Source organism: Nocardiopsis gilva YIM 90087 (assembly GCF_002263495.1).
GTDB classification, from domain to species: Bacteria; Actinomycetota; Actinomycetes; order Streptosporangiales; family Streptosporangiaceae; genus Nocardiopsis_C; species Nocardiopsis_C gilva.
In genome coordinates this window covers 4,578,066-4,604,267 of record NZ_CP022753.1, presented here as the reverse complement: position 1 = coordinate 4,604,267, position 26,202 = coordinate 4,578,066, and the positions used below count along the sequence as shown (strand labels likewise).

The following is a 26,202-nucleotide window of genomic DNA, read 5'->3' as shown; positions in this document are numbered from 1 at the left end:
ACTCCCGAGATGAAGAAGAAGACACCGACCCAACAGGGGTTCCCCGTGGCAGTTGCTGACCGAGACAAGGCTCTCGAAACCGCGCTCGCGCAGATCGAGCGCCAGTTCGGCAAGGGCTCCGTCATGCGCCTGGGCGATGACGACCGCCCGCCGATCGAGTCCATCCCCACCGACGCGATCTCCCTGGACGTCGCGCTGGGTATCGGAGGGATCCCCCGGGGGCGGATCGTTGAGGTCTACGGCCCGGAGTCCTCCGGTAAGACGACCGTCGCACTCCACGCGGTGGCCAGCGCCCAGCGCTTGGGGGGCATCGCCGCGTTCATCGACGCCGAACACGCGCTCGACCCCGAGTACGCCAAGAAGATCGGCGTCAACACCGACGACCTCTTGCTGTCCCAGCCCGACACCGGTGAGCAGGCGCTGGAGATCGCCGACATGCTCATCCGCTCCGGTGCCGTCTCCATCCTCGTCGTCGACTCCGTCGCCGCGCTCGTGCCGCGCGCCGAGATCGAGGGGGAGATGGGCGACAGCCACGTCGGCCTGCAAGCCCGGCTCATGTCGCAGGCGCTGCGCAAGATCGCGGGTGCGCTGCACCAGACCGGGACCACCGCCATCTTCATCAACCAGCTGCGCGAGAAGGTCGGCGTCATGTTCGGCTCGCCCGAGACCACCACCGGTGGCCGGGCGCTGAAGTTCTACTCCTCGGTCCGCCTCGACGTCCGCCGTATCGAGACGCTGAAGGACGGCACCGACGCCGTCGGCAACCGCACCCGCGTGAAGGTCGTGAAGAACAAGGTCGCGCCGCCCTTCAAGCAGGCGGAGTTCGACATCCTCTACGGCGTCGGCATCTCCCGCGAGGGCGGTCTGATCGACCTCGGCGTGGAACAGGGCATCGTGCGCAAGTCCGGGGCCTGGTACACCTACGAGGGCACCCAGCTGGGCCAGGGCAAGGAGAACGCGCGGAACTTCCTGCGTGAGAACGGCGACATGGCCAACGAGATCGAGAAGAAGATCAAGGAGAAGCTGGGCATTCCCACGCAGGGCGACGACAGCGCCGGCTCCACCGCGGCCGCCGGAGCCAAGGACAGCGCCGCGAAGGACGATGCCGCGAAGGACGACGCCGCCGCCAAGGAGGCCCCGGCCAAGGGGACCACCGCGGCCGCCGCCAAGCGCACCACCAAGTCCAAGGCCACCCCGTCGACGGATGCGTGATCCGCTCGCGGAGATGGAGGACGATCTGACGCATCCCGCATCAGGGGCGACAGAGGAGGGGGCCGAGCACGCGACCGTTCCGGCCGGGGCCACCCGGCCGGACGATGACCCGGAGGCCAAGGCGCGCGGCATCTGCCTGCGGCTGCTCACGTCCGCGCCGCGTACCCGCGCCCAGCTCGAAGCGGCGCTGCGGAAACGCGGCATCCCCGAAGAGGTGTCGGAGTCCGTCCTCGGCCGCTTCAGCGAGGCCGGACTCATCGACGACGTGGCGTTCGCCGGCGCCTGGGTCGACTCCCGGCACACCGGGCGGGGGCTGGGCCGCCGAGCGCTCGCCGCCGAGCTGCGGCGTCGGGGCGTGGCCGAGGAGACGGTCCGCGACGCCGTCGACGACATCAGCGCCGAACAGGAGGAGGCCACCGCCCGGCGGCTGGTCCGGCGCAAGCTCGACGCCTCGCGCGGCGCGCCGGACGCGACCCGGGTGCGCCGCGTCATGGGCATGCTGGCACGCAAGGGGTACGCGGCGGGCCTGGCCTACCGTGTGGTCCGCGAGGAGCTGGAGGCCGAGGGCTCCGAGTTCGATCTGCCCGACCCCGACCTCGGCACGTAGTACGCGGACCCTGCCGTGTGCCCCGGGGGCTCGGCCCGGAGTTCCAGGTGGCCGGATGTCCGCCCCGGTGCCGGGGCGAACTTTACTCTCCCCGCGGACGTCCGATATCGCGTCGTCCGCCCAGGTGGCACCCGCTCCACTCCACCCGGCCTTCTGATTCGCCGCAGGTCAGCCGCCCATTCCGGTTGCCGCTGGGGGTGCGCGCCCCTAACCTCGCCGCAGCGGCGAAGTGAACGACGAGTCAATGTCACGTGCGGGGGTAGCCATCTCGCGCAGAGAGACGACGCGTGCACCAGGAGTATCGGTCCGGCAGAGCGTGGGGTCGTTGCCGGAGTCGGCTGGACGGCGGACGGGGGATTCCCGCCGTCGCGGACACGGTGTGGGGGTGGGGCAATTGGGGGCTGTCGGTGACGGCCTGCTACTCGTCGGACTCGTGGCCCTCGTCGCGCTGGGGGGTGTCGTCGTCGCCCTGAGCAGAGCCGCGTGTGCCGTGCGTCGACGCCAGGCGGCCACATGGGCGGAGATCGCCGCGGCACGCGACCGGGCCGCCTGCGTCGCGGCCGAGGCGGAGCGGGCCGCCGCCCAGAAGATCCAGGACGCCGAGGAGCAGCTGGCCGCGCGGCGCGCCGACGCGGAGCAGGAGTGGGCGGCCGTCCGCGCCGAGCTGGCCGACCGTCGCGGCGAACTCGAACGGCGCGAGGCCCGGCTGGTGGAGCGCGAGCGGCGGCTCGACGACGACCTCGCCCGGCTGGCCGACTCCCATCGGCGGGTCGACGAGCGTACGGCCCTGCTGGACGAGCGCGAACGGCGCGTCACCGAGGTGGAGGAGGAGCGCCGCAGGGCGCTGGAGACCGCCGCGTCCCTCACCGCCGAAGAGGCCAGGGCCGCGCTCGTCGCCGAGGCCGAGGGGCAGGCCAAGCGGGAGTCGGTGGTGCTCGTCCGCTCGATGGAGAAGGACGCGCTCAAGGACGGGGAGACACGGGCGCGCGAGGTCATCACGACGGCCATCCAGCGGCTGGCCACCGAGCAGACCACGGAGTCGGTGGTCACGGTGTTCCCGCTGCCGGGCGAGGAGATGAAGGGGCGCCTCATCGGGCGGGAAGGGCGCAACATCCGCGCCTTCGAGACGACCACCGGCGTCAACGTGATCATCGACGACACCCCCGAGGCGGTCCTGCTCTCCTGCTTCAACCCGCTGCGCCGCGAGGTCGGGCGCCTCACCCTGGAGAAGCTCGTCCTCGACGGGCGCATCCACCCCCAGCGCATCGAGGAGGTCTACGAGGCCAGCCGCGCCGAGGTGGACGGGCGGTGCGTGCGGGCCGGTGAGGACGCGCTCGTCGACACCGGGATCACCGACATGCACCCGGAACTGGCCACCCTGCTGGGGAAGCTCCGGTACCGCACCTCCTACGGGCAGAACGTGCTCAAGCACTCCGTCGAAGCGGCGCACCTCGCCGGAATGATGGCCGCCGAGCTCGGCATGGACCCCGTGGTGATGCGGCGCTGCGCCCTGCTGCACGACATCGGCAAGGCCCTGACGCACGAGGCACAGGGCAGCCACGCGCTGGTCGGCGCGAAGGCCGCCCGCAGGTACGGCGAGTCCGAGGACGTCGTGCACGCGATCGAAGCCCACCACAACGAGGTCGAGGCGCGCACGGTGGAGGCCGTGCTGACCCAGGCCGCCGACGCCATCAGCGGCGGGCGTCCGGGCGCCCGCCGAGCGTCCCTGGAGTCCTACACGGAGCGGCTGCACCGGATGGAGGAGATCGCCCACGAGAACACGGGGGTGGAGAAGGTCTTCGCGATGCAGGCCGGGCGGGAGGTCCGGATCATGGTCCGCCCGGACACCGTCGACGACATCCAAGCCCAGGTCATCGCCCGCGACGTCGCCAAGCGGGTGGAGGACGAACTCACCTACCCCGGGCGCATCCGCGTCACCGTCATCCGCGAGTCGCGCGCTACGGAGACCGCCCGGTGACGACCATCCTCCGTTGATCTCGGCGATATCGACGGAATTCCCGCCAAAATTCGGTCGATATCGCCGAGATCAACGGGGAAACCGGTGACATCGGTGGTGAGAGGTCAGGAGGGGGTCTCGGGGGCCGGTTCCCGCGCGGAGTTCTCCTCGGCGCTCGCCTGGGCGGATGCGGGCTCCGGTTCGAGTTCCCCGGCCGCTTCCGGCTCCTCGTACTCGGTGACGAGCTCGATCGAGGGGATCCCGGGCGGGGTGAAGCCGAAGACCTGCCCGTAGAAGGCGAGCTCGGCCTCCAGCGCGTGCTCCAGCGACTGGGCCTTGCGGAAACCGTGGGCCTCGCCCTCGTACTCGATGTAGGCGTGGGGGATCTTCCGGTCGGCCAGGGCCTTGATGAGTGCCACGGCCTGCGCGGGCGGGACGACCGGGTCGTCGGCCCCCTGGATGACCAGGGCGGGCACCTGGATCTCCTGCGCGCGGTTGATCGGAGAGCGCTCGCGGTAGGTCGCGGCGTAGCCCGGAAGGAGGCCGATCAGGGAGTCGAGGAAGCGTGACTCGAAGTCGTGGGTCTCCTTGGCCAGCCGGAGCAGGTCGGTGACACCGTACAGCGAGGTGCCGCAGGCGAAGGTGTCCCCGGTGAGCGCGAGCAGCGTGGTGAGGCCTCCGGCGCTGCCGCCGCGGATCGCGAGCCGCTCCGGGTCGGCGACGCCCTGGTCGACCAGGGCCTGGGCCGCCGCCGTGGTGTCCTCGACGTCGAGCGCGCCCCACTGACCGTGCAGCCGCTGCCGGTAGGTGCGGCCGAACCCGATGGAGCCCGCGTAGTTGACGTCGACGATCCCGATGCCGCGACTGGTGAAGAACGCCTTGGCCAGGTCGAGGCGCGTGGTGGCGCGGGAGACGGGGCCGCCGTGGACCCACACGATGTAGGGCGCCGGGCCCTCCACGGCGACACGGGGGTTGGTCGGCGGGTACACGTTGGCGTGGATCTCCGCGCCGTAGCGCCCGCTCAGCGTCACGGCCTCGGGCGTGGGCAGGTAGTCGGGGTCGGGCACGGAGTCCAGCGACCGGCGCAGCGTGGCGACGCGCCCGGTGTCCGGGTCGAGCCGGACCAGGCTCTGCGGGTCGCCGGGTCCCGAGGCCAGAGCCACGACCGTGCGCCCGTCGGTGGCCAGCGTCTCCCAGGTGGTCAGCGGGGAGGAGATCTCCGTCAGCTCGGCCGTGGCCGGGTCGTACACGCCCGGCCGCAGGTCGGCGTGGCCGTGGAGAGCGACGAGTCGGTCATCGTCCAGCCGGACGTACGGCTCGACGCCGAGCTGGGCGAACCCGCCGGTGAACTCCTCCTCGGCCGGGTAGAGCGCGATGGCCTGCCCCGTGAGCCCGATCTCGTAGAGGTTCCACCAGCCGGGCCAGTCGGAGACGAAGTAGAGGTGGTCGTCGTCCCGCCAGACCGGGGACAGCACCGACTCGGCGACGCCGCCCTTGAGCAGGTAGGCGTCGGTCACACCGCTGTCGGTGAGCGTGCCCACCCGCAGTTCCGTGCCCTCCCACGGCATCCGCGGGTGGTTCCAGCACACCCAGGCGAGGTGCCGGCCGTCGGGGGAGGGCGTGGGGGAGGCGTAGAAGTCCGCGCCGGTGACCAGTTCGACGACGGCATCCGGGTCGTGCGCGGCGCGGCCCGACAGCGGCAGGGAGACGATGGCGCGGCTGACGCCGCCGTCCTCGGCGTGGCGCTCCTGCACGCAGATGACGCGCTTGCCGTCGGCGGCCAGGGTCATATCGGCGTAGCGCAGCGCGCCGGGGGCCGCGGGCTCGGGCGTGATCGGCCGCGGTTCGGGCGACAGCCGGTCCAGCAGGTACAGCCGCTGGTCGGTGAAGTTCGCGAAGACGATGCCGTAGCGCGTGATCGCCTTGTCGTCGCGGCGCGGTACCGGAAGGTAGGAGCGCCCGCCGTACTCGTGCACGCGGGTGCGGGCGTTCCACGGGGCGGCGAGGAGCTCGGTCACGGTTCCGTCGGCGTCCCGGCGCATGACGGTCGTGCGTCCGCCCTCCTCGGGGCGGGCCTCTTCCCACCAGATCTCCTCGCCCACAACGGAGGGGAAGCCCAGCCGCTTCTCCGCTCGGGCGACGTCACGCGCAACGATCGGCGATGGCCAGGCGCCGTGGGGGGCCGTCACTCGGTCGATCATGGATGAACTTCGCACTCGTGAGTGGGGATGAGATGACATGTCGACCTTAGTCGTCTGTATGCCGAATGGAGGTAGGCGGGGGGCATCCGTTGTCGGGGTGTGATCGGGTAAGGCCGTGCGCCGTGGACGAGGCGCGGCCCCGCCGCGCCGGGCGCAGCGGGGCCGCGTGGGTGCGGTGGACTTACCGCCCCCACGGGACGCGCCACGGGGCCATCAGTGGCGCCGCTTCACGGGCTCGCCGGACTCCGGCGGCTCGGCCTCCGCGGCTGCCGCGGTATCGCCGGGTCCGGCATCTGGGCCGCCCGGCGCGGTCGCCGCCGCGGGCGTCGGCTTGCCGCGCTGGGCGTTGCGGCGCTCCAGCCACATGGCCAGGCGGCTCAACGAGATGTTGATGATGATGTAGATCGTCGCGCACACGATCGCCGCCGGGATGACGTTGTTGAAGCGCGTCCCGATCAGCGAGAAGCCGCGCAGCAGCTCGGGGAAGGCCACGATGTAGCCGAGGGCGGAGTCCTTCAGCAGGACCACGAGCTGCGCCACGATCGCCGGCATCATGCTGGTGACGGCCTGCGGGATGAGGATGAACCCCATGACCTGCGTCTTGTTCATGCCCAGTGAGTAGGCGGCTTCCGCCTGCCCCTTCGGCACGGCATTGATCCCGGCCCGGAACACCTCGGCCAGCACCGACCCGTTGTAGAGCGTCAGGCCGACGATGACCGCGGTGAGCGGGTCGACCTGGAACGTGCCGAAGGGGATGCCCAGCAGCTGGTTGGCGGCCAGGGGAGCGGCCAGGGTGAAGAAGATCAGGATCAGCAGCGGGATGCTGCGGAAGAACTCCACGACGGCCCCGCACAGCGCGCGGATCCACCAGTGGTCGGAGAGGCGGCCGACCCCGAAGACGATGCCGAAGACGATGGCCAGCACCGCCGCGACGAGGGCCGCGTGCAGCGTGTTCATCATGCCCGGCAGGACCATGTCGGACCAGATCTCCGGGTCCAGGAAGGGGTTCCACTTCTCGGCGCTCCACTGGCCGGCTTCGTCGATCCGCCAGATGTCGGCCGAGAACAGTTGGCCGGGTGCGGCCGCGACCTCGTCCCACGTGTCGTTAAAGCCGAGGTAGACGAACGCGGCGACGCCAATGGCGAGGAAGGTCGCCAGTGCGCTGTAGACCCGCTGCCGGGCTCTGGCCTTGGGGCCGGGCGCGTCGAACAGGCGGGTTGGTTGCTTCTGTCCGAGAACGCTCACCGTGCCACCGCCAGACGCTTGCTCAGCCAGCCGAACAGGTAGCCCGTGGGCAGGCACAGAATGAGGAAGCCGATCGCGAACCCGATGAAGGTCGGGATGACCGGAACGACGCCCTGGTCGAACATGAGCTTCATCTCTCGGGAGGCCTCCTGTACCCCGAGGCCGGCGACCGACGCCACGGTGGTGTTCTTGATGAGCGCGATCAGCACGCTGCCCAGCGGGCCGACCACCGACCGCAGCGCCTGGGGAAGCACGATCATCCGCATGTTCTGCAGGAACGTCAGCCCGAGTGAGCGTGCGGCCTCGATCTGGCCGAACGGGATCGTGTTGATGCCCGACCGCAGCGCCTCGGAGACGAAGCACGCGGTGTAGGCCGACAGCCCCAGCACGGCGAGCCAGTAGACGTTCCACTCCACGCTCTCGGCGAAGCTGAGGCCCAGCCCGCTGTTGAGGCCCAGCCCGCAGAAGAGCAGGACCAGCGTCAGCGGGGTATTGCGGATGCCCTCGACGTACACGGTCGCCATGCCGCGCAGCAGCGGCACCGGGGAGACCCGCATCGCCGTCAGGATGATGCCGAGGATGAACGAGAACAGCGCGCTGATCAGCGTCAGGCGGACGGTCCAGGAGAAGCCGTCGATGATGGCTTCGTAGTTGCTGAGGAAGGCTTCCATAGGTCCAAGCCGGTCAAGACGACCGCCGGGGACCACTGCGGGGGCCCCGGTCGGTCATACGGGTCGGGTGGTTACGCGCAGCCCTCGAACTCCGGCTGCTCCTTCTCGTACTCGAACTTGGCCTCACCGAAGTTGGCGTCGAGGTACTTCTCGGCGGAGCCGTCCTCGTACATCTTCGAGATCGCCTTGTTGACCGCTTCGCAGCGCTCGGTCGAGCCCTTGGGCAGGCCGATGCCGTACCGCTCCTCCTGGATCTCCTGGCCGAGCAGCTTGAACTTGCCGGGCTGCTGGGCGGCGTAGCCCGCCAGGATGGTGTTGTCCGTGGTGACCGCGTCGATCTGGCCGTCGGTGAGGAGCTGGAGGCACTCCGAGTAGTTCTGGGTCTCGCGCAGTTCGGCGTCGATCTCCAGCGTCTCGGTGATGGTGTGCGCGGAACGGGAGCCCGAGGCGGAGCACAGCTTCTTGCCCGCGAGGTCCTCGGCCTTGGTGATGTCCTCGTTGCCGTCCTGGACCAGGATGTCCTGCTGGGCGACGTAGTAAGGCCCGGCGAAGTCGACGAGCTTCTTGCGCTCGTCGGTGATCGAGTAGGTCGCCACGACCATGTCGACGGTGCCCTGCTGGAGGAAGGTCTCCCGGTTGGCGGAGGCGGCTTCCGTCCACTCGATCTGGCCCTCGTCGTAGCCGAGTTCCTTGGCGACGTAGGTGGCCACGTCCACATCCAGGCCGGTGGGCTTGTCGCCGCCCTCCTCCAGGCCGAGGCCGGGCTGGTCGTACTTGACGCCGATGGTGATCGTGCCGCCGTCACCACCGTCCTCGCCGCCGCCGTTTCCTCCGCCGCAAGCGGTAAGCGCGAGAGCAACAGCGGCGACACCGGCCGTCGCCTTGGAGATGGAATGAATCCGCATGATCCCTAACCTCTTCGTTGTGACGTGCTCCGGCCGCGGTGACGGAGGAGCGGGATCGGGCTTATGGCCCGGTTCAGTGGGTCAAGATCTTGGACAGGAAGTCCTTGGCGCGATCGGTGGTCGGCTGGGTGAAGAACGCGTCGGGGGTGTTCTCCTCGACGATCTGGCCGTCGGCCATGAAGACGACACGGTTGGCGGCGCGCCGTGCGAAGCCCATCTCGTGGGTGACGACGACCATCGTCATCCCCTCCTTGGCGAGCGACGTCATCACGTCCAGCACCTCCTGGACCATCTCGGGGTCCAGCGCGGAGGTGGGCTCGTCGAACATCAGCACCTTGGGGTCCATGGCCAGCGCCCGGGCGATCGCCACGCGCTGCTGCTGGCCGCCGGAGAGCTGCGCCGGGTATTTCTCGGCCTGGTCGGCGATGCCCACCCGGTCCAGCAGCTCCCAGGCCCGCTTCTCTGCCTGTGCCTTGTTCTGCCTGCGGACCTTGATCGGTCCGAGGGTCACGTTCTGCAGGACGGTCTTGTGCGCGAAGAGATTGAAGGACTGGAAGACCATGCCGACGTCGCTGCGCAGGCGCGCCAGACCGCGCCCCTCTTCGGGGAGGGGCTCCCCGTCGATCATGATCACACCGGTGTCGACGGTTTCCAGGCGGTTGATGGTCCGGCAGAGGGTCGACTTGCCGGAGCCCGAGGGTCCGATCACCACGACCACCTCACCGCGGTCGACGGTGATGTTGATGTCGCGCAGCACGTGGAGCTCGCCGAAGTGCTTGTTGACGTTCTCCAGCACGACGAGGGAAGTAGCGGTCATGTGCCGGAACCTAGCCTCAGCCGAGTGTGTTTGTCACCACTAAGTCGGTGCGTCGACCCTGCTAGTAGCGGATTCGTTATGCGGGAAACAGTGCAGAAACGCCTCTATGTCCGGATGTGGTCAGGTGGTAGGTGTGCTACGTGGTGTCACTGGTGCGCGGTGGATCCCTGACGTTGTGTAACAACCAGGTCGTGTGCCCGCCGTCGCCACCGGACATCCCGCGCCTGCGGGTTTCGGTCCCGTTCCCGTCCGCGGGCGGTTGCTCATCCGCTTCCCATCCGCCCTGCCCGGCGGCGGATCACCGGGGGCCGTGAAGCAACTAGCCTGGAACGGTGAGCCAGAGTCGTACCTACGAAGTGCGGACCTACGGCTGCCAGATGAACGTCCACGACTCCGAGCGCCTATCCGGTCTGCTGGAGGACGCGGGGTACCAGCGCGCAGCCGAGGGCAGCACCGCAGACATCGTCGTTTTCAATACCTGTGCGGTCCGCGAGAACGCGGACAACCGCCTCTACGGCAACCTCGGGCACCTGCGCCCCGTCAAGGACGCCCACCCCGGCATGCAGATCGCCGTGGGCGGGTGCCTGGCGCAGAAGGACCGTGGCGAGATCGTCCGCCGTGCCCCGTGGGTCGACGTCGTGTTCGGTACGCACAACATCGGGTCGCTGCCGACCCTGCTGGAGCGCGCCCGCATCGGGCGCGAGGCGCAGGTGGAGATCGAGGAGTCGCTGGAGACCTTCCCCTCCACCCTGCCCACCCGCCGCGAGTCCGCCTACGCGGCGTGGGTCGCGATCTCGGTCGGCTGCAACAACACCTGCACCTTCTGCATCGTGCCCGCCCTGCGCGGCAAGGAGAAGGACCGCCGCCCCGGCGACATCCTCGCCGAGGTGCGGGCGCTGGTCGCCGAGGGCGCCATCGAGGTGACGCTGCTCGGACAGAACGTCAACGCCTACGGCAGCGAGTTCGGGGACCGCCAGGCGTTCTCCAAGCTGCTGCGCGCCTGCGGCGAGATCGAGGGCCTGGAGCGCGTCCGCTTCACCTCACCGCACCCGCGCGACTTCACCGACGACGTCATCGACGCGATGGCCGAGACTCCGAACGTCATGCCCCAGCTGCACATGCCGCTGCAGTCCGGGTCGAGCAAGGTGCTCAAGGCGATGCGCCGCTCCTACCGCCAGGAGCGCTTCCTCGACATCGTGCGCCGCGTCCGGGAGAAGATGCCCGAGGCGGCGATCACCACCGACATCATCGTGGGCTTCCCCGGCGAGACCGAGGAGGACTTCCAGGAGACGCTGCACGTCGTGCGCGAGGCGCGCTTCGCGGCGGCATTCACGTTCCAGTACTCCAAGCGGCCCGGCACCCCGGCGGCCACCATGGACGGCCAGCTGCCCAAGGAGGTCGTGCAGGAACGCTACGAGCGCCTCGTCGAACTGCAGGAGTCCATCTCCGCCGAGGAGAACCGCAAGCTCGTCGGCCGCGAGGTCGAGGTCCTGGTCGCCGAGGGCGAGGGCCGCAAGGACGGCGATCGGCGCCGGCTCTCCGGCCGGGCAGCGGACAACCGCCTGGTCCACTTCGCGACGAGCTTGCGAGGAGCGAACAGCGAGCACAGTGCGACGAGCTTGCGAGGAGCGAACAGCGAGCACAGTTCGACGGAAGAGGGCGACAACGCGCCCCGCCCCGGTGACCTCGTCACCGTCGAGGTCACCTACGCCGCGCCGCACCACCTGGTGGCCGACTCCGGTGTGCGTTCGCTGCGCCGCACCCGCGCCGGCGACGCCTGGGCCGCGCGCAACGGTCAGCAGCAGGAGCAGCCCGGTGTACTGCTGGGCATGCCCAAGGTCGGTGTCCCGGCGGCCGAGCCCGCCGCGGCGGGCGGTTGCTGCGACGCCTGAGCCTCTGCGTCCCTCAAGCGACGGGCGGCCCCGGGAGCACGCTCCCGGGGCCGTTTCGGTATCTCCCAGCGATGGACGGTGGCCGGGAGAGAGGCCCTCAGGGTGAGGGACGATGCCGCCCAAGGTGTCGTCCCTCACCCGTCGGCGCCGGTCAGCCGGTGGATGCGGGATCCACCCCGCTCCGGCGCGCTTCCGGGGTCATGGGAAGCGGTCCAGGACCCAGCGTCGCGGCCACGTGCGTGGTGACCGTGGTGCCGGGGGCGTGGCGCAGCCGCCACCGCGACCCGATGATGGCGAGCGCGAGAACGCCCTCGGTCATGGCGAAGTTGTCGGCGAGGCACTTGCGGCGTCCCGCCCCGAAGGGGATCATCGCCCCGCGCGGGTGGGTGCGCATGCGCTCGGGCAACCAGCGGTCCGGGTCGAAGGTGTCGGGGTCGTCGAACACCTCCGGGTTGCGGTGCACGACGTAAGGGCTGTACATCAGCGTGCTCTCCGCCGGGATGGTGTGGCCGCCCAGTTCGGCCTCGTCTGGCGTGGTGCGACTGACCAGCCACACCGGCGGGTACATGCGCAGGGTCTCGGTGAACACGCGTCGGGTGAACTGGAGCCGGTTGAGGTCGTCGTTGGTCGGGGCGCGGCCATCGAGGACCTCGTCGAGCTCCTCGTGCATCCGCCGCTCGACCTCCGGGTGCTCGGCGAGCAGGTGGAAGGTCCACGCCAGGGACGACGCCGTGGTCTCGACCCCGCCCGAGAACAGGTTCATGACGTTGTCGTGGATCTCCTGGTCGGTCAGGCCCTCGCCGTCCTCGTTGCGGGCGCTCAGCATCATCGACATCGCGTCGCCGCGGTCGGCCCCGGCGCTCCGGTAGTCCTCGATGATCTTGTCGACCAGGCCGTGCAGGCGGGTGAGCGCGTCGTCGAACTCCTCCTTCTCCGCGGCGGGGAGCTGCTCGATCATCTCCTCCGGCGCGGTCATCCGCGTGTAGACGCCGCGCAGGATGGTGGGCAGGCAGTGCTGGACCTCCGCGATGGCGTCGGGGCCGCCGCCGGTGGAGAACATCGTCCGCGCGGTGACGCCCGTGGTCAGGGCCTGCATCGCCGGGGTGACGTCGAAGCTCTCGCCCTCCGCCCACGTCCCGGTGACGTTGACGGCCTCATCGCACATCACCTCGACGTACTCGGCGATGCGGCGCACGTGCATGGACGGCTGCACGAGCGGGCGCTGGCGCCGGTGGGTCTCGTCCTTCGAGGAGGCCAGGCCGTTGCCGAAGAAGGCCCGGGACTTCTCGAAGATCTCGCCCCCCTTGTCGAACGTCTGGGTGTTGCGCAGCATCTCCTGGATGAGCTCGGTGTGCCGGACGAGGTAGACCGGTGTCGGCCCCAAACGGAATTGGACGAGGTCGCCGTAGGGGGCCAGGGAGGTGATGAATTCCAGTGGACGTTTCTGGAACTCCATCGCGTGGCCGATCTCGGGAAGTCCCCCCGGGGCGCTACCGAGCCGGAATTCGGTTGTGGTGGTCGTGGGCGGCATGATGATCCCTCGTACTTTCGCGGGCACCGGAAGGGCTGCGGGCCGTGGTCGTGGAAGGAGGGGCGCATAACCCCGGTCGCGCCTTCGGTGCCCCTTGAGAATGTCCGGTTCAACCCCACCTGGCCGCGCTGAACGCGCAGGTTCCCCGTGGGTGTGCGCGACGGCGCCGCTGGGCGGCGGCCATGGTGGTGGCCCGGCGCCGTCATTGGTTTTTTCGTGTCAATATAGAATGCATCAATGAACTAAATGAGTCTCGACTACGTCCCATTTTGAGAAGCGTTCCGAGAATGGGCAAGAGGCCCCATTGAATTGGCGTCCCCGGTACCCCGGTAAGGGGGAGCGTGGATATCCCCCTATGGGGGTGCTCGTATTTCCCCCATCGGGGGTGTGGGCGCCCTTGACAGCGTCCGCCTCGCGTGTTCCGCCCCGTCATCTGGGCGCCGCCTCGGAGGCGCCGACCGGCCCGGAGCGCGCGCGGCCGTCGTGATCTGGGATGCTTGGTGTCCGTGACCGACATCCAGATCCGTACCGTGACCGCCGGAGACACCCCCACGTGATCACCGTCATCGGGCTCGACGGTGGGCGGCTCGGGGAGCAGGCCACCGCGGCGCTTCAGACGGCCACCTGCGTGGCCGGAGCGCGTCGGCACCTCGACGCCGTCGACGTGCCCGAGAGCGCCCACCGCATCCCCATGGGCGCCCTCGACCCCGTCCTGGACCAGGTCATGGCCTGGGAGGGCCCGGTCGCCGTGCTGGCGTCCGGCGACCCCGGGTTCTTCGGGATCGTCCGCGCGCTGCGCGCGCGAGGCGCCCGGCCCCGGGTGGTCCCGGCCGTCTCCTCGGTCGCCACCGCCTTCGCCCGCGTCGGCCTGCCCTGGGACGACGCTGTCATCCTGTCGGCCCACGGGCGCGCCGCGTCGGGGCGCTCGGCCCGCCGCGCTCTGGCCGCCGCCCTGGCGCACCCCAAGGCCGCCATCCTCACCGCCCCCGGCTCGGCGGAACCCGGCGCCTTCATCCCCGAACTGCTGCGCGCCGGTCGCGATGTGTATGTCGCCCAGCGTCTCGGCACCGACGACGAGGAAGTGGCCCGCGTCGAGCAGGAAGGCGACGCCGGGCGGGCCTGGGCGCATCCCAACGTCGTGCTCGCCGTCGAACCACGGCACGCGGTGGCGTCGGCCATGACCTGGATGCCCGGCCACCACGGTGCCCCGGACGGCTGGGCGCTGCCCGAGGCGGAGTTCGCCCACCGGGAATCGATGATCACCAAGGCCGAGGTGCGCGCCCTCGCGCTCGCCCACCTCGCCCCGCGACCCGGAACGGTGGTGTGGGACGTAGGTGCCGGCAGCGGTTCCGTGGCCGTCGAGTGCGCCCGCTTCGGCGCGTACGCGGTCGCCTTCGAGAAGAACCCCGACGACTGCGCCCGCATCCGCCGCAACGCCCGCGCGCACGGCGTCCGTGTCGAGGTCTGCGAAGGCCGCGCTCCCGCGTCCCTGGCCGACCGTGCCGAGCGCCCGGCCCCCGACGCCATCTTCTTCGGCGGCGGAGACGACGCGGTGATCGGCGAGGCCCTCCGCCGGCACCACCCGGAGCGGGTGGTGGCCGCCCTCGCCTCCGTCGACCGCGTCCGCCCCGTGCACGACCTCCTCGCGGCGTCCGGATACGGGGTGTCCGGCACCCAGATCCAGGCGTCCCGGCTGGCGCCTCTCCCCAACGGGTCCCTGCGGTTCGCCGCCGTCAACCCGGTGACGCTGCTGTGGGGGCTCCGGCCCGACGCGGGCGATGCGGAGGACGGCCGACCGGCACACGGCACGATCGGGAGGTCGGCGGGGCCCGAGGGCACGACCGACCACCCTGGACAACAGCAGGAACGGGAAGGCACGACATGAGGGACATCGGCGTCATCGCCGTCACGGCACGCGGGCGGGCCGCCGCCGAGCGGCTGGCCGCGGCATGGCCGGGAACGGTGCGCACTATCACCGCCGAGCGCCCCGCCGAGGCGCTGCGCACCGCGTTCACCGAGTGCGGGGCCGTGTTGAGCTTCCTGGCGGTCGGCGCCACCGTCCGCGTCCTCGCTCCGCTGCTCGGCGACAAGACCACGGACCCGCCCGTGGTCTGCGTCGACGAATCCTGGGAGCACGCCGTCGCGGTCCTCGGCGGCCACCACGGCGGCAACGAGCTGGCCGAACGCGCCGCGGGCGTCCTCGGCTGCCGACCCGTCATCACCACAGCCAGCGACAGCGCGCGCACCACGCCGCTCGACTCCTATGGCGATGAGCTCGGGTTCACGATCGCCGATCACGGGCCGCTCGCCGCCGTCGGCGCCGCGGTCCTCTCCGGCGAGCCCGTCCGGCTGGAGGGCGCGGAGGCCTGGCCGCTCCCGCCCCTCCCGGACAATGTCTCCGTCTCCGCGCGAACGCCGCTGGAGGCGGTCGCCGCCGTGATCCGGGTGAGCGACCAGCGCGACGACGGCCGGGCCGACGATGGGCCGCCGACCGTCGTCTACCGGCCCCGCTCACTGGTCATCGGCGTCGGCTCGGCCCGCGGGGTGAGCGCCGACGAGGTGGGCGGCCTCATCGACCAGGTGCTCGCCGACGCGGGGCTGGCCCCGGAATCGGTGCGGGCGGTGGCCACCGTCGACCTCAAGGCGGATGAGGAGGGCATCCTGCGGGCCGCGGCCCAGCGCGGCTGGGACGTGGTGACCTACCCCGCCGCCGAACTCGCCGACGTGGACGTGCCCAACCCCAGCGAGGTGGTGCGCGCCGAGGTCGGCACCGCGAGCGTCGCCGAGGCAGCGGCGCTGCACGGTGCGGCGGGCGCCGGGCGCGGTGCCGAGCTGGTCGCCGCCAAGCGCAAGAGCGCCAACGCCACCGCGGCCGTCGCCCGCGTGCGTCCGCGGGCCGCCTGGCCGTCGTGGGCCTGGGGCCCGGCGCCCGCGACCTGACCGCTCCCCGGGCCGTCGCCGAACTGCGCCGCGCGTCCGTGGTGGTCGGCCTCGACCAGTACGTCGACCAGGTGCGCGACCTGCTGCGGCCCGGAACCCGGATCCTCACCAGCGGCCTGGGCCAGGAAGAGGAGCGTGCCCGCACCGCCGTCGAGGAGGCACGGACCGGCGCGGCCGTGGCGCTCATCGGGTCCGGCGACGCCGGGGTCTACGCCATGGCCAGCCCCGCCCTCGACTTCGCCGGTCCCGACATCGACGTCGTGGGGGTCCCCGGCATCACCGCTGCCGTTTCCGCGTCCAACCTGCTCGGCGCCCCGCTCGGCCACGACCACGCCTATATCTCGCTGTCGGACCTGCACACGCCGTGGGAGGCGATCGAACGCCGCGTCCGGGCGGCGGCCGAGGGCGACTTCACGGTCTGCTTCTACAACCCGCGCAGCCGCAAACGCGACTGGCAGCTGCCCCGCGCGCTGGAGATCCTGGCGGAACACCGGCCCGCGACCACCCCCGTCGGCCACGTGCACAACGCCTCCCGCGACGGGGAGCACATCACCATGACCACGCTTGAGGAGATGCTCGCCGGGGGAGTGGACGCCGTGGACATGTTCACCGTGGTGCTCGTCGGCAGTTCGGCGAGCCGGGCCGTCGCCGGGCGCTTCGTCACCCCCCGCGGCTACACCTGGAAAGGCTGACCTTCCGTTGATCTCGGGGATATCGACCCTACATCGACGATTATTCGGTCGATATCCCCGAGATCAACGGTCGCTGTCGAGCAGCGCCGCGACCTCCTCCGGCGTGCGGGGGTCGGGGGCGTCGTCGGGGAGGAGCCCGCTCGTGCGCAGCGCCCGGCCCACCGCCGGACCCCAGGCCGGGCGGAGGCGGGCGGCGGACAGCAGGGCGGTGTCGCCCAGCACCTGCCGGACCGGTCCCACACCCAGCACGCCGTGATCGATCACCAGGGCGCGGTCCGCCCACCGGTAGGCCAGGTCCACCTCGTGGGTGGAGACGACCAGCGTCGTGCCGGACGCGCGCAGCCCCTCCAGCGTGGCGAGCAGCGACTCCACCCCGGCCGGATCGAGCCCGGCGGTCGGTTCGTCCAGGATGAGGACGGAGGGGCGCATCGCCAGGGCTCCGGCCAGCACCACGCGCTTGCGCTGCCCATAGGAGAGCAGGTGGGTGGGTTGGCCGGCGAGGCCGGTGATGTCGAGAGCATCGAGCGCCCAGTCCACGCGCTCGCGTACCGTGTCGGTGTCCAGCCCCTGGTTGAGCGGTCCGAACGACACGTCCTGCCGCACGCTCGCCGAGAACAGCTGGTCGTCGGGGTCCTGGAAGACGAGCTGGACCCGGCGGCGGAGGCCGCCGATGCCGCGCCGACTCTGCGGGACACCGGCGCCGTCCAGCAGGATCTCCCCGGACCGCGGCCGCAGGCTGCCCGCCAGCAGGCGCAGCAGCGTGGTCTTGCCCCCGCCGTTGGGGCCCAGCACGGCCAGTACCTCCCCGGCCGCGACCGCCACGTTCAGACCGGTGAAGACGGGGTCGGCGTCGTCATAGGCGAAGGCCAGGTCGCGCCCCGCCAGCACGGCGGGTGCGGTGGCGGGGGCACCGCCGGGGGACACGTCAAGCGAGGTCAAAGCCAGACTCCGGAGCCGATGGTCGCCGCGGCGACGAGAAGCGGGACGGCGGCCGCCGCGAGGAGCGCCTGGGGACGCAGCGGCAGCGCGTCGACGAGGACGGTCAGTTCGCCGGTGTAGCCCCGGCATTCCAGGCCCCGCTGCATGCGCTGGGCCCGGTCGTAGGAGCGGATGAACAGCGCGGCACCCAGGGAGCCGACCGACCGGATCCAGGCGCGCCGGGTGGCGTAGCCCAGCCGTCCGGCCTGCCCCGTGCCGATGCGGCGGGCGGTGTCGAGCGTCACGAACAGCATCCGGTAGATCAGCGCGACCATCTCCACGAGCGCGGCCGGCAGCCCGATGCGGGTGAGGCGGGGCAGCAGGTCGGCGAGCGGGGTGGTGAAGGCGAACAGCAGCTGGCACAGCAGTGCCGCCGTGGCGCGGCCGACGATTTCGGCGGCCCGCGCCAGACCGTCGGGGTCCCACGCCACCGGCCCCAGCGCGGGGCCGGCGGCCGCGTCGCCCGGAGCGCCGACGCTGAACAGCAGCGTCACCGATCCGGTGAGGATGAACAGCAGCGGAGCCCAGGCGGCGCGGGCGAACGCGCGCGGCTCCACCCCTGCCGGGCCGAACGCCACGACGAGGGCGGTCACCGCCGTGATCGCGGCGCCCGGCCAGGCCGGGAGGGCGAGCGCGCACAGCAGCAGGCCGCCGAAGAGGGTGCCCTTGACGGCGGGGTGCACGTCGCGCCACGGGCTCTTGTAGGCGGCGGCATCGATGGCCAGCATGGGCGCCGCTGCTCAGCCGCGCGTCGGTTCGGAGCCGTCCGGGACTTCCGCACCCCGAGGTGCGCCGCTCGCATCAGCCACCGCATCACCGGCCGCGTCTCCCGCACGGGTGGAGTCGGTCGGGCCGCCGGTGGCCTGCGCCTGCTCCGTGCGCATCCGTGAGCGTGTGCGCACGACGCCGAAGTAGTAGCCGATGATGCCCGCGCCGATCGCGGCCTGCAGCGCGAAGAGCCCTGACTCGACCTCGGACGAGGGCAGCTCGACGATGGGGGAGAACCACGGCTCGTAGGCCGGGTCGATGTCCTCAACGGCCTGCTGCCCCTGCGCGTCGGCGCCGGCGAAGGGTTCCTCGCGGGAGTCGCCCGCACCTATCGCCAGCGGCAGAACCGCGATCACGGCGATGGCGGCGACCATGGCCCAGGTGGCCCACGCCGCGGGGTGCCGGTCGCCGTCCTGCGCCTCGGCTCGCGCTCCCCTCCTCACTCGGCTCCGCCGCCCATGCGGTTCGGCCTTCGGCGGTGGGCATCGGCGGCTGCGCTCGTTCGTCGGCTCGCCGCTCGGCGGGCGCTCGGTGTTCGGGTTCGTCGACGTCATCGCTCACACCGCCTTTCGCTCGACCGGGGTGGTGGGGGCCGCGGCGGTGCGCAGCACGCCGAGCCGCAGCAGTTCACTCCGGCTCGCCTTGATCAGCAGTCGCACGATGATCACGGTCACCAGACCCTCGATGATCGCGAGCGGTATCTGGGTGACCGAAAAGATGGCGCCGAACTTGACGAACGAGCCCAGGACGCCGCTCTGCGCGTCGGGGAAGGCGAGTGCGAGCTGGAGGCTGGTCACCGAGTAGGTGCCCAGGCTGGCCAGGCTGGCGGCGAAGAACACCGCGAGCCCCAGCGACGTGTGCTCCGGCAGTGCCCTGGTCAGCCCCCGCACCAGGCGGTACACACCGTAGGCGACCCACGGCCCGACGATCGCGAGCGAGAAGACGTTGGCGCCCAGCGTGGTCAGGCCGCCGTGGGCGAGGAGTAAGGCTTGGAACAGCAGGGTGATCGTGCCGAGGGCGGCCATGACCGGTGGTCGGAAGAGCACCGCGCCCAGGCCGGTCCCCGTCGGATGGGAACTGCTGCCGCTCACCGAGGGGATCTTCAGCGCGGACAGCACGAAGCAGAACGCACCGGCGGCACCGAGAAGCAGCTTGGACTCGGGGTTGGTCCGGATCGTCGTGGTCAGCGAGCGGACGCCGTGAATGACGAACGGCGCTGAGACCGCGGTCCAGGCCACGGCGTGGACGGGCGGGAGGAAGCCTTCGGCGATATGCATGTGTGGGGGACCAATCTCCAACACCTCGTGGACGGTCGTCACGTGCCGTGGCCGGTCTCCTGGCTCCGGGTCGACGCCCGTCGCCGACCTTCCCAAGGGCGCGTCCGCGGCCGGACGTCCCCCAGTGGCCGTGAGCCGTCCGTTCCGCTGGCTGCGGCGGGCGGGGCACCGGGCTTCCCGTTCACAGTGGCGAGGGCCGCGCCGGTTTCGCACCGGACTTCCCGAACACCACGGCTCCACGAAGGTATGCCCTGGCCGCGAGGTTCGCAATAGCCAAGTATTCGCAATAGCGGTCGTCAGTAGGCCCGAAACCCCTGCGGCGTAGGGCCTGCGGCCACGCCGAAACCACATCGGGGGCGCACCGCGCCCGGCACCACCGGCCGCGTGGACACGATCCGGTGGCCATGTAAGGTGACCGGGCGCGGCCCCGCTCGAAGCGGCGGTACCGGGTCCGACACCGTGGGGGAGCCATGCCTGAACTCGGTTGCGCGGTGGCGCCCGTGGCCGTGACCTCGGCGTGCACGGCGTGCGGCGCGTGCCTGCTGACCTGCCCGGAACACGCCTTCCGTCCCAACGGCGGCACGCTCGACGTGCTGCCGGAGCGGTGCACGGGCTGCCTGGAGTGCATCGAGGTCTGCCCGGCCGACGCGATCATCGAGGTGGGCGACGGACCGGCAGAGAACGGACCGGCAGAGACCGGTGCGTGATCCGAGGCCAGGGCGGCGCCGAACCCGGTGGTCGGCCCGCGCACCGGAACCACGATCCCCGACAGCGGTGAACAGCTGAACGGAGAAAGGGAACGCAGTTGAACCGTCAGGTCCATCCGATCGAGGTGGAGTCCTTCCGCATCCTGCGGTCACGCGTCGACCTGGGGCACCTGCCACCGCTGAGCCGCGCCGTCGCCGAACGGGTCATCCACGCCAGTGCCGACCTCGACTACGCCACCGACCTGGTCATCGACGACACCGCGGTGACCGCGGCCGCGGCAGGCCTGGCCGACGGCGCCCCCATCGTGGCCGACGTCGCCATGGTCGCCTCCGGCATCACCGCCCGCCCCAGCGTCTGCCGTATCGCCGAGGAGAACACCGCGCGCCTGGCCCGCGCGACCGGCATCACCCGCTCCGCCGCCGCGGTCCGATCCGCCTTTTCCGAGGTCGGCCCCGGCGCGGTCTGGGTCGTGGGATGCGCGCCCACCGCGCTCGAGGAGATCATCGCCCGCGGCGTCGATCCGCTCCTGGTCATCGGCCTCCCGGTCGGCTTTGTCGGTGCCGCCGAGTCCAAGGCCGCCCTTCGCGAGTCCGGACTGCCCCAGGTCAGCAACGTCTCGGAGAAGGGGGGCTCGGCCGTGGCGGCCGCCGCGCTGAACGCCCTGCTCTACGGCCCCACCCCGTGACCGTGGCCGTCCGGCCGATTTCCCGTCCCCACCGCATGAATCTCCCCGGCCGCCGCGAGCCGGGGCCAGCCCGAGAAGAACGTGAGAGGTCCACGATGAAACCCCCGCTGTTGCTGGTCGGACATGGCACCCGGGACGAGAAGGGCGTCGCCGACTTCATGGCGTTCGTCGAGCGGCTCGACCGCCGCCTCGACGACCGCGAGGTCGCCGGGGGCTTCATCGAGCTCTCGCCGCCGCCGCTGACCGACGCGGTCGGCGAGCTCTACGGCCGGGGCCACCGCCGTGTGGTGAGCGTGCCGATGATGCTGGTCGCGGCCGGACACGCCAAGGGCGACATCCCCGGCGCGCTGATCCGCGAGAAGGAACGGCACGACGGGTTCGACTACGTCTACGGACGCCCGCTCGGCCCGCACCCGACCATGCTCCGGCTGCTCGCCGAACGACTCGACGACGTCCTCGGCACCGACTCCGACCCCGCCGGTGAGTCCGCTGAGACCGGTGCGGCGGGCGAGACCGCCGTCCTCCTGGTCGGCCGCGGCTCCACCGACCCCGACGCCAACGCCGAGGTGTGCAAGGTCGCCCGCCTGTTCCAGGAGGGCCACGCCAAGCAGCGCGGCGTCTCCTTCGTCGAACCGGCGTTCATCTCCCTGGCCTGGCCGAGCGTGTGCGAAGGCCTGGACCGCATCCGCCGCCTGGGCGCCCGCCGCGTCGTGGTACTGCCCTACTTCCTGTTCTCCGGCATCCTCCCGGACCGCGTCGTCGACGAGTCCATGGCCTTCGCCGCCGACCACCCCGACCTGGACATCCGCTGCGCGCCGGTGATCGGCGACTGCGACGGCCTCGCGGACATGATCGTCGAACGCTACGACGAGGCCCTGGCCGGAGACATCCGCATGAACTGCGACACCTGCGTCTACCGCATCGCCCTCCCCGGTTTCGAAGACAAGGTCGGCGCCCCGCAGACACCCCACCACCACCCGGACGACCCCGCCCACGGCCACGGGCATAGCCATGGCCACGCCCACGGGCACGGCCACTGACACGGCACGCGTGGCCACCCGGATCCCACCGGACCGGGTGGCCACTCCTGACCACTGTGCCCTCATCCACTGGTGATTACGCGGATTCATCGGACTAGCTGGACAAAGCCAGAGGGACTCCCGTGATCATCGACGGCGGGGCGGGGCCGTGCGGGCGATATGTGGCGGTGTAGGGTGCGCTGTCGTCCGGGTTGTCGCGGAGAACAGCGAGGTGGCTGCAGGTGCGGGACGTGGTGGGGACGCCCGTGGGCGGGGATGGCTCCGTCTCCGGGGAGTCCGAGGTGGACCTTCGGCACCACGGTGATTCCGAGACCGGTCCCGGGCTTCTCGACTTCGCGGTGAATGTGCGGACCGGGACACCGCCCGCATGGCTGGCCGAGCGCATCCGTGCGTCCGTCGGCGACCTCGCCGCCTATCCCGATTCCTCGGTGGCGCGGCAGGCCGTGGCACGGCGGCACGGGCGCGACCCGGCCGACGTTCTCCTAGCCGCCGGTGCCGCCGAGGTGTTCGTGCTGCTGGCACGGGTGCTGACGCCGCGTCGGGCGGTTGTGGTGCATCCGCAGTTCACCGAGCCCGAGGCGGCGCTGTGTGCGGCCGGACACCAGGTCGAGCGGGCCATCCTGCCGCCGGACTTCACCCTCGATCCGGCGCTCGTGCCTGAGGACGCCGACCTGGTCGTGATCGGGAACCCCACCAACCCCACCTCCGTCCTGCACCCGGCGGGCGTGCTGGAACGGTTGGCGCGTCCGGGGCGGATCCTTGTCGTGGACGAGGCGTTCGCCGACTGTGTTCCCGGCGAGCCGGAATCCCTGGCGGGGCGTTCCGACGTTCCCGGGCTCGTGGTGGTGCGCAGCCTCACCAAGACCTGGGGGCTGGCCGGGCTCCGCGCCGGATACCTGCTCGCCGATCCCGGCCTCGTCGCGCGCTTGGCCGACGCCCAGCCGCTGTGGTCGGTCTCGACCCCCGCGCTCGTCGCCACCGAGGCGTGTAGCGCGCCCGAGGCGGTGGCGGAGGCCGACGCTTGGGCGCGGGAGCTGGCCGACGAGCGTGCCGGGCTCGCCGCCGACCTGCGTGCTCTCGGCCTTCACGTCACCCCTGCGGCCGCCGCATCGTTCTTGCTGGTCAGAGCCGAGGACGGGGCGGGCGTGCGGGCGCGGTTGCGCGAGCGCGGCATCGCCCTGCGGCGCTGCGACACCTTCCCGGGGCTCGGGCCGGACTGGTTGCGCGTCGCCGTCCGGGAGCGTGATACCGCCCGTCGACTGACGCGCGTTCTGGCACAGTTGCTGTAGCCGAGTTGGAGGCAAAAAGCGTCTTGTGTCCGGTGCCCGCTGATGGTGATCTCGAATGGATGGGTGCGGAGCCGAGGGCCGGACGCGCCTGGGGGCGAGGAGACCTCGGCGCCGGTGACTAAGGGGGAGTACATGCCGAAGAGACACGCGACCGGCTGGGGCGGTGCCGTGGCCGGTTCCGCCGGAGGAACATCATGACCGGTGACGACAAGCGCCGCTATTCCGGACGACGGGGAGCCAAGGACAACCGGGACTCCGCACGTCGTCCCGCCCGTGATGTCCCGCGCGGCGCCCGTGAGGCGACCGCGCGGGGACTGCTCGACGGTCTCCCGGAGGCGGGCCGGGGCGCGGGGGCGCCCACGGGACCCGTGACAGGTTCCGGAGGAACCGCACCGCGACCCAACCCGTTCCACACGCCGGAGAAACGGCAGCCCGTGCCCGGGCCCTATGCCAGGCCCGAACCCGCGGCGGCGCCGCCACCGGAGCCCGAGCCGGTACCGGAGCCGGAACCGGAGGCTGAGTCGGCCGACCGGTCTGCCGCTCCCGCTGACACGTCCGCCGACCCCGCGCCCGAGTCCGAGCGGGAGCCGACGTCGACGACATCCGCCGCGGCCTCCGAGTCGGTGCCTCCGCCCCCGACCACGCCGTCGGCCTACGTGGCCGAACCGCACCAGGAAACCGGACAGGAACAGGAAACGGAACCCCCTTTGGAACCGAACGTCATCCCGCTGCGAGGAGGCGGTCCCGACCGCGTTCCCGCGACCACCGTCGAGGCTTACGCGGCCGGTCCGGCCGCCTATGAGCAGCGCGCCGAGTCGTCGCAGGAGCCTCCGTTCGCGCCGCAGTCCGAGCCCAAGGGGCCGTCGCCGTCCGACGCATCACCGCGGAGAGCACTCGCGGGCCACGATCCGCACACCTACGCCGACGCGGAGCGCGAAGCGGTCTACCGGGCGATCCGCGAGCGCCGCGACGTCCGCATGGGCTTCCGCCCCGACCCCGTGCCCGACGAGGTCCTCACGCGCATCCTCACCGCCGCGCACATGGCGCCCTCGGTCGGCTTCTCCCAGCCTTGGGACTTCCTCATCGTGGAGGACCCCGACGTGCGCACGCGCGTCCAGGAGCTGGCCCAGACCCAGCGCGAGGAATACGCCCGCGCGCTCCCGGCCGCCCGCGCTCGCGCGTTCTCCGGGCTCAAGGTCGAGGCCATCCTGGACACGCCGATCAACGTCGTCGTCACCGTCGACCCGACCCGCGGCGGACGGCACACCCTGGGGCGGCACGCGCAACCGCAGACCGCCACCTACTCCACGGCGCTGGCCGTGCAGAACCTGTGGCTGGCCGCCCGCGCGGAGGGCGTCGGGATCGGCTGGGTGAGCTTCTTCGACGAACGCGACGTCGCGAGCGCCCTCGACCTCCCCCCGCACCTGCAGGTCGTGGCGTACCTGTGCGTCGGCTACGTGGAGGACTTCCCCCCGGAGCCGGAACTCGCCCTGGGCGGGTGGGCCCAGCGTCGCCCGCTCTCCTGGGCCGTCCACCGCGACAACTACGGCCGACGCGGCCTGCCCGGCGAAGAGCCGACGAGTCTGCTGGAGGAGACCATCGCAGCCATCGGCCCCCTCAACCAGCGTGCCGTGCGGGAGGCGGAGGACCGGCATTCCCGCATGACCGTGCCGCCGGGCGCGCTCGGCGAGCTGCAGGAGGTCTCGGTTCGGCTCGCGGGGCTGGCGGGGGAGTGTCCGCCGCCGATCCCCGAGCCCGCCGCCGTCGCGATCTTCGCCGGTGACCACGGCGTGCACGCCCAGGGGGTGACCTCCTGGCCGCAGGAGGTCACCGGGCAGATGGTGCAGAACTTCCTTGCCGGGGGCGCCGTCGCCAACGCCTTCGCCGAGCAGGTCGGCGCCGAGGTGACCGTGGTGGACGTCGGTGTCGCCGGTGATCTGCCCACGGTCCCGGGGCTGCTGCCGCGCAAGGTCGCCCGCGGCACGGCCGACATGACCCAGGGCCCGGCCATGACCCGCACCCAGGCCGAGTTCGCCATCGAGGCGGGGATCGAGGTCGCCCGCGACCTGTCCTCGGCGGGCAACCGCTGCCTGATCACCGGCGACATGGGCATCGCCAACACGACCGCCTCCGCCGCGCTGATCGCCGCCTTCACCGGCGTCGACCCGGCCGAGGTGACCGGGCGCGGCACCGGCGTGGACGACGCCATGCACGAGCACAAGATCGAGGTGGTCCGCCGCGCGCTGGCGGTCAACGCGGTCGAGTCCCACGATCCGGTCGGCGTGCTCGCCGCCGTGGGCGGCCTGGAGCACGCCGCGCTCGCCGGGTTCATCCTCGGCGCCGCCGCCCTCAGAGTCCCGGTGCTGCTCGACGGTGTGATCGCCGGTGCCGCTGCTCTCGCGGCGTCGGCCATCGCCCCCGAGGTGCACCACGCCTGCTTCGCCGGGCACCGGTCCGCCGAGCCGGGGCACAGCGTGGCGCTGGAGCACCTCGGCCTGCAGCCCCTGGTGGACCTGGAGATGCGCCTGGGCGAGGGCTCGGGTGCGCTACTCGCGCTCCCGCTGCTCCAGGGAGCGGCGCGTGCGCTGCGCAGTGTCGCCACCTTCGACTCCGCCGGGGTTTCCGAGCGGGCGTGACGGCAAGGAGCGCGGGGCGCTGCGCCGTGCGGCCGGGCCGGGTTCCTGCCGCCTTCGGCGTGCCCCGCGGTGAGGTGCGGCACGATCGACGGGTGGTGCCGCACCTCCCGGGGCACCCTCGTCTTTCGGACGCGGCCCGGCTGGCCGTCGT

At 71.6% G+C, this 26,202-nt stretch carries 22 protein-coding genes and 1 riboswitch; of the genes, 12 read left to right on the top strand and 10 right to left on the bottom strand.

Annotated elements, in window-relative coordinates:
- Positions 1-45 precede the first annotated feature (45 nt).
- From recA to rny, 3 genes are all read left to right on the top strand, one after another.
- Positions 46-1,212 (top strand): recombinase RecA, encoded by a 1,167-nt coding sequence (recA, locus tag CDO52_RS20625; protein ID WP_026126207.1) that lies wholly within the window; start codon positions 46-48, stop codon positions 1,210-1,212.
- The gene (locus tag CDO52_RS20620) at positions 1,205-1,819 is read left to right on the top strand and encodes a regulatory protein RecX (RefSeq protein WP_232524269.1); all 615 of its coding nucleotides are present in this window, start codon (positions 1,205-1,207) and stop codon (positions 1,817-1,819) included. Before recA ends, CDO52_RS20620 begins: the two co-directional genes overlap by 8 nt.
- A gap of 469 nt (positions 1,820-2,288) precedes the next feature.
- Positions 2,289-3,797 (top strand): ribonuclease Y, encoded by a 1,509-nt coding sequence (gene rny, locus CDO52_RS20615; RefSeq protein ID WP_232524529.1) that lies wholly within the window; start codon positions 2,289-2,291, stop codon positions 3,795-3,797.
- Between the two features lie 104 nt (positions 3,798-3,901).
- On the opposite strand, the gene CDO52_RS20610 is transcribed toward rny, so the two are convergent.
- From CDO52_RS20610 to CDO52_RS20590, 5 genes are all read right to left on the bottom strand, one after another.
- Positions 3,902-5,977 carry a S9 family peptidase gene (locus tag CDO52_RS20610; protein ID WP_094932624.1) on the bottom strand — a complete coding sequence of 692 codons (2,076 nt, stop codon included), beginning with the start codon at positions 5,975-5,977 and terminating at the stop codon, positions 3,902-3,904.
- A 213-nt stretch (positions 5,978-6,190) separates the two neighbouring features.
- The gene (locus CDO52_RS20605) at positions 6,191-7,222 is read right to left on the bottom strand and encodes an amino acid ABC transporter permease (RefSeq protein ID WP_017620824.1); all 1,032 of its coding nucleotides are present in this window, start codon (positions 7,220-7,222) and stop codon (positions 6,191-6,193) included.
- On the bottom strand, positions 7,219-7,893 hold the full coding sequence (locus CDO52_RS20600) for an amino acid ABC transporter permease (protein ID WP_017620823.1): 675 nt from the start codon (positions 7,891-7,893) through the stop codon (positions 7,219-7,221). The genes CDO52_RS20605 and CDO52_RS20600 overlap by 4 nt, the downstream gene beginning before the upstream one ends.
- 71 nt (positions 7,894-7,964) lie before the next feature.
- Entirely contained in the window at positions 7,965-8,798 is an 834-nt protein-coding gene (locus tag CDO52_RS20595; RefSeq protein ID WP_017620822.1) for a glutamate ABC transporter substrate-binding protein, read from the bottom strand.
- Between the two features lie 73 nt (positions 8,799-8,871).
- Positions 8,872-9,615, bottom strand: a complete 744-nt coding sequence (locus CDO52_RS20590) for an amino acid ABC transporter ATP-binding protein (RefSeq protein WP_017620821.1) — start codon at positions 9,613-9,615, stop codon at positions 8,872-8,874.
- A gap of 377 nt (positions 9,616-9,992) precedes the next feature.
- Here CDO52_RS20590 and miaB point away from each other — a divergent pair, with 377 nt between their 5' ends.
- Positions 9,993-11,507 carry a tRNA (N6-isopentenyl adenosine(37)-C2)-methylthiotransferase MiaB gene (miaB, locus tag CDO52_RS20585; RefSeq protein WP_033301670.1) on the top strand — a complete coding sequence of 505 codons (1,515 nt, stop codon included), beginning with the start codon at positions 9,993-9,995 and terminating at the stop codon, positions 11,505-11,507.
- 151 nt (positions 11,508-11,658) lie between these two features.
- Here miaB and CDO52_RS20580 read toward each other — a convergent pair whose 3' ends face one another.
- Positions 11,659-13,038 (bottom strand): cytochrome P450, encoded by a 1,380-nt coding sequence (locus tag CDO52_RS20580; RefSeq protein WP_094932623.1) that lies wholly within the window; start codon positions 13,036-13,038, stop codon positions 11,659-11,661.
- A 553-nt stretch (positions 13,039-13,591) separates the two neighbouring features.
- On the opposite strand from CDO52_RS20580, the gene cbiE reads away from it, so the two are divergent.
- From cbiE to cobJ, 3 genes are read left to right on the top strand one after another with little or no spacing between them, the layout of a single operon-like run.
- Positions 13,592-14,923 carry a precorrin-6y C5,15-methyltransferase (decarboxylating) subunit CbiE gene (gene cbiE, locus CDO52_RS20575; RefSeq protein WP_232524268.1) on the top strand — a complete coding sequence of 444 codons (1,332 nt, stop codon included), beginning with the start codon at positions 13,592-13,594 and terminating at the stop codon, positions 14,921-14,923.
- On the top strand, positions 14,920-15,978 hold the full coding sequence (locus tag CDO52_RS28885; RefSeq protein ID WP_232524267.1) for a cobalt-precorrin 5A hydrolase: 1,059 nt from the start codon (positions 14,920-14,922) through the stop codon (positions 15,976-15,978). The genes cbiE and CDO52_RS28885 overlap by 4 nt, the downstream gene beginning before the upstream one ends.
- Positions 15,948-16,670: a precorrin-3B C(17)-methyltransferase gene (gene cobJ / locus CDO52_RS28880; protein WP_232524266.1), complete on the top strand. Its 723-nt coding sequence runs from the start codon at positions 15,948-15,950 to the stop codon at positions 16,668-16,670. The genes CDO52_RS28885 and cobJ overlap by 31 nt, the downstream gene beginning before the upstream one ends.
- 63 nt (positions 16,671-16,733) lie before the next feature.
- Here the strand turns inward: cobJ and CDO52_RS20565 are convergent, their stop codons facing one another.
- From CDO52_RS20565 to CDO52_RS20550, 4 genes are all read right to left on the bottom strand, one after another.
- Entirely contained in the window at positions 16,734-17,609 is an 876-nt protein-coding gene (locus CDO52_RS20565; RefSeq protein WP_232524265.1) for an energy-coupling factor ABC transporter ATP-binding protein, read from the bottom strand.
- On the bottom strand, positions 17,606-18,376 hold the full coding sequence (gene cbiQ, locus CDO52_RS20560; protein WP_094932621.1) for a cobalt ECF transporter T component CbiQ: 771 nt from the start codon (positions 18,374-18,376) through the stop codon (positions 17,606-17,608). Before cbiQ ends, CDO52_RS20565 begins: the two co-directional genes overlap by 4 nt.
- Positions 18,377-18,388: 12 nt before the next feature.
- Positions 18,389-18,970 (bottom strand): energy-coupling factor ABC transporter substrate-binding protein, encoded by a 582-nt coding sequence (locus CDO52_RS20555; RefSeq protein WP_232524264.1) that lies wholly within the window; start codon positions 18,968-18,970, stop codon positions 18,389-18,391.
- Positions 18,971-18,973: 3 nt separating this feature from the next.
- Positions 18,974-19,735 (bottom strand): energy-coupling factor ABC transporter permease, encoded by a 762-nt coding sequence (locus CDO52_RS20550; protein ID WP_232524263.1) that lies wholly within the window; start codon positions 19,733-19,735, stop codon positions 18,974-18,976.
- Positions 19,726-19,941, bottom strand: a riboswitch (cobalamin riboswitch). It overlaps the preceding gene by 10 nt.
- Positions 19,942-20,163: 222 nt before the next feature.
- On the opposite strand from CDO52_RS20550, the gene CDO52_RS20545 reads away from it, so the two are divergent.
- From CDO52_RS20545 to cobT, 5 genes are all read left to right on the top strand, one after another.
- Positions 20,164-20,400: a DUF362 domain-containing protein gene (locus tag CDO52_RS20545; protein WP_051060898.1), complete on the top strand. Its 237-nt coding sequence runs from the start codon at positions 20,164-20,166 to the stop codon at positions 20,398-20,400.
- A 98-nt stretch (positions 20,401-20,498) separates the two neighbouring features.
- The gene (locus tag CDO52_RS20540; RefSeq protein WP_017620811.1) at positions 20,499-21,086 is read left to right on the top strand and encodes a precorrin-8X methylmutase; all 588 of its coding nucleotides are present in this window, start codon (positions 20,499-20,501) and stop codon (positions 21,084-21,086) included.
- Positions 21,087-21,181: 95 nt separating this feature from the next.
- Positions 21,182-22,126, top strand: a complete 945-nt coding sequence (locus CDO52_RS20535; protein ID WP_017620810.1) for a sirohydrochlorin chelatase — start codon at positions 21,182-21,184, stop codon at positions 22,124-22,126.
- A gap of 230 nt (positions 22,127-22,356) precedes the next feature.
- Positions 22,357-23,415: an Rv2231c family pyridoxal phosphate-dependent protein CobC gene (gene cobC / locus CDO52_RS20530; RefSeq protein ID WP_232524528.1), complete on the top strand. Its 1,059-nt coding sequence runs from the start codon at positions 22,357-22,359 to the stop codon at positions 23,413-23,415.
- A 194-nt stretch (positions 23,416-23,609) separates the two neighbouring features.
- Positions 23,610-26,051, top strand: a complete 2,442-nt coding sequence (gene cobT / locus CDO52_RS20525; protein ID WP_026126202.1) for a nicotinate-nucleotide--dimethylbenzimidazole phosphoribosyltransferase — start codon at positions 23,610-23,612, stop codon at positions 26,049-26,051.
- Positions 26,052-26,202: the final 151 nt, after the last annotated feature.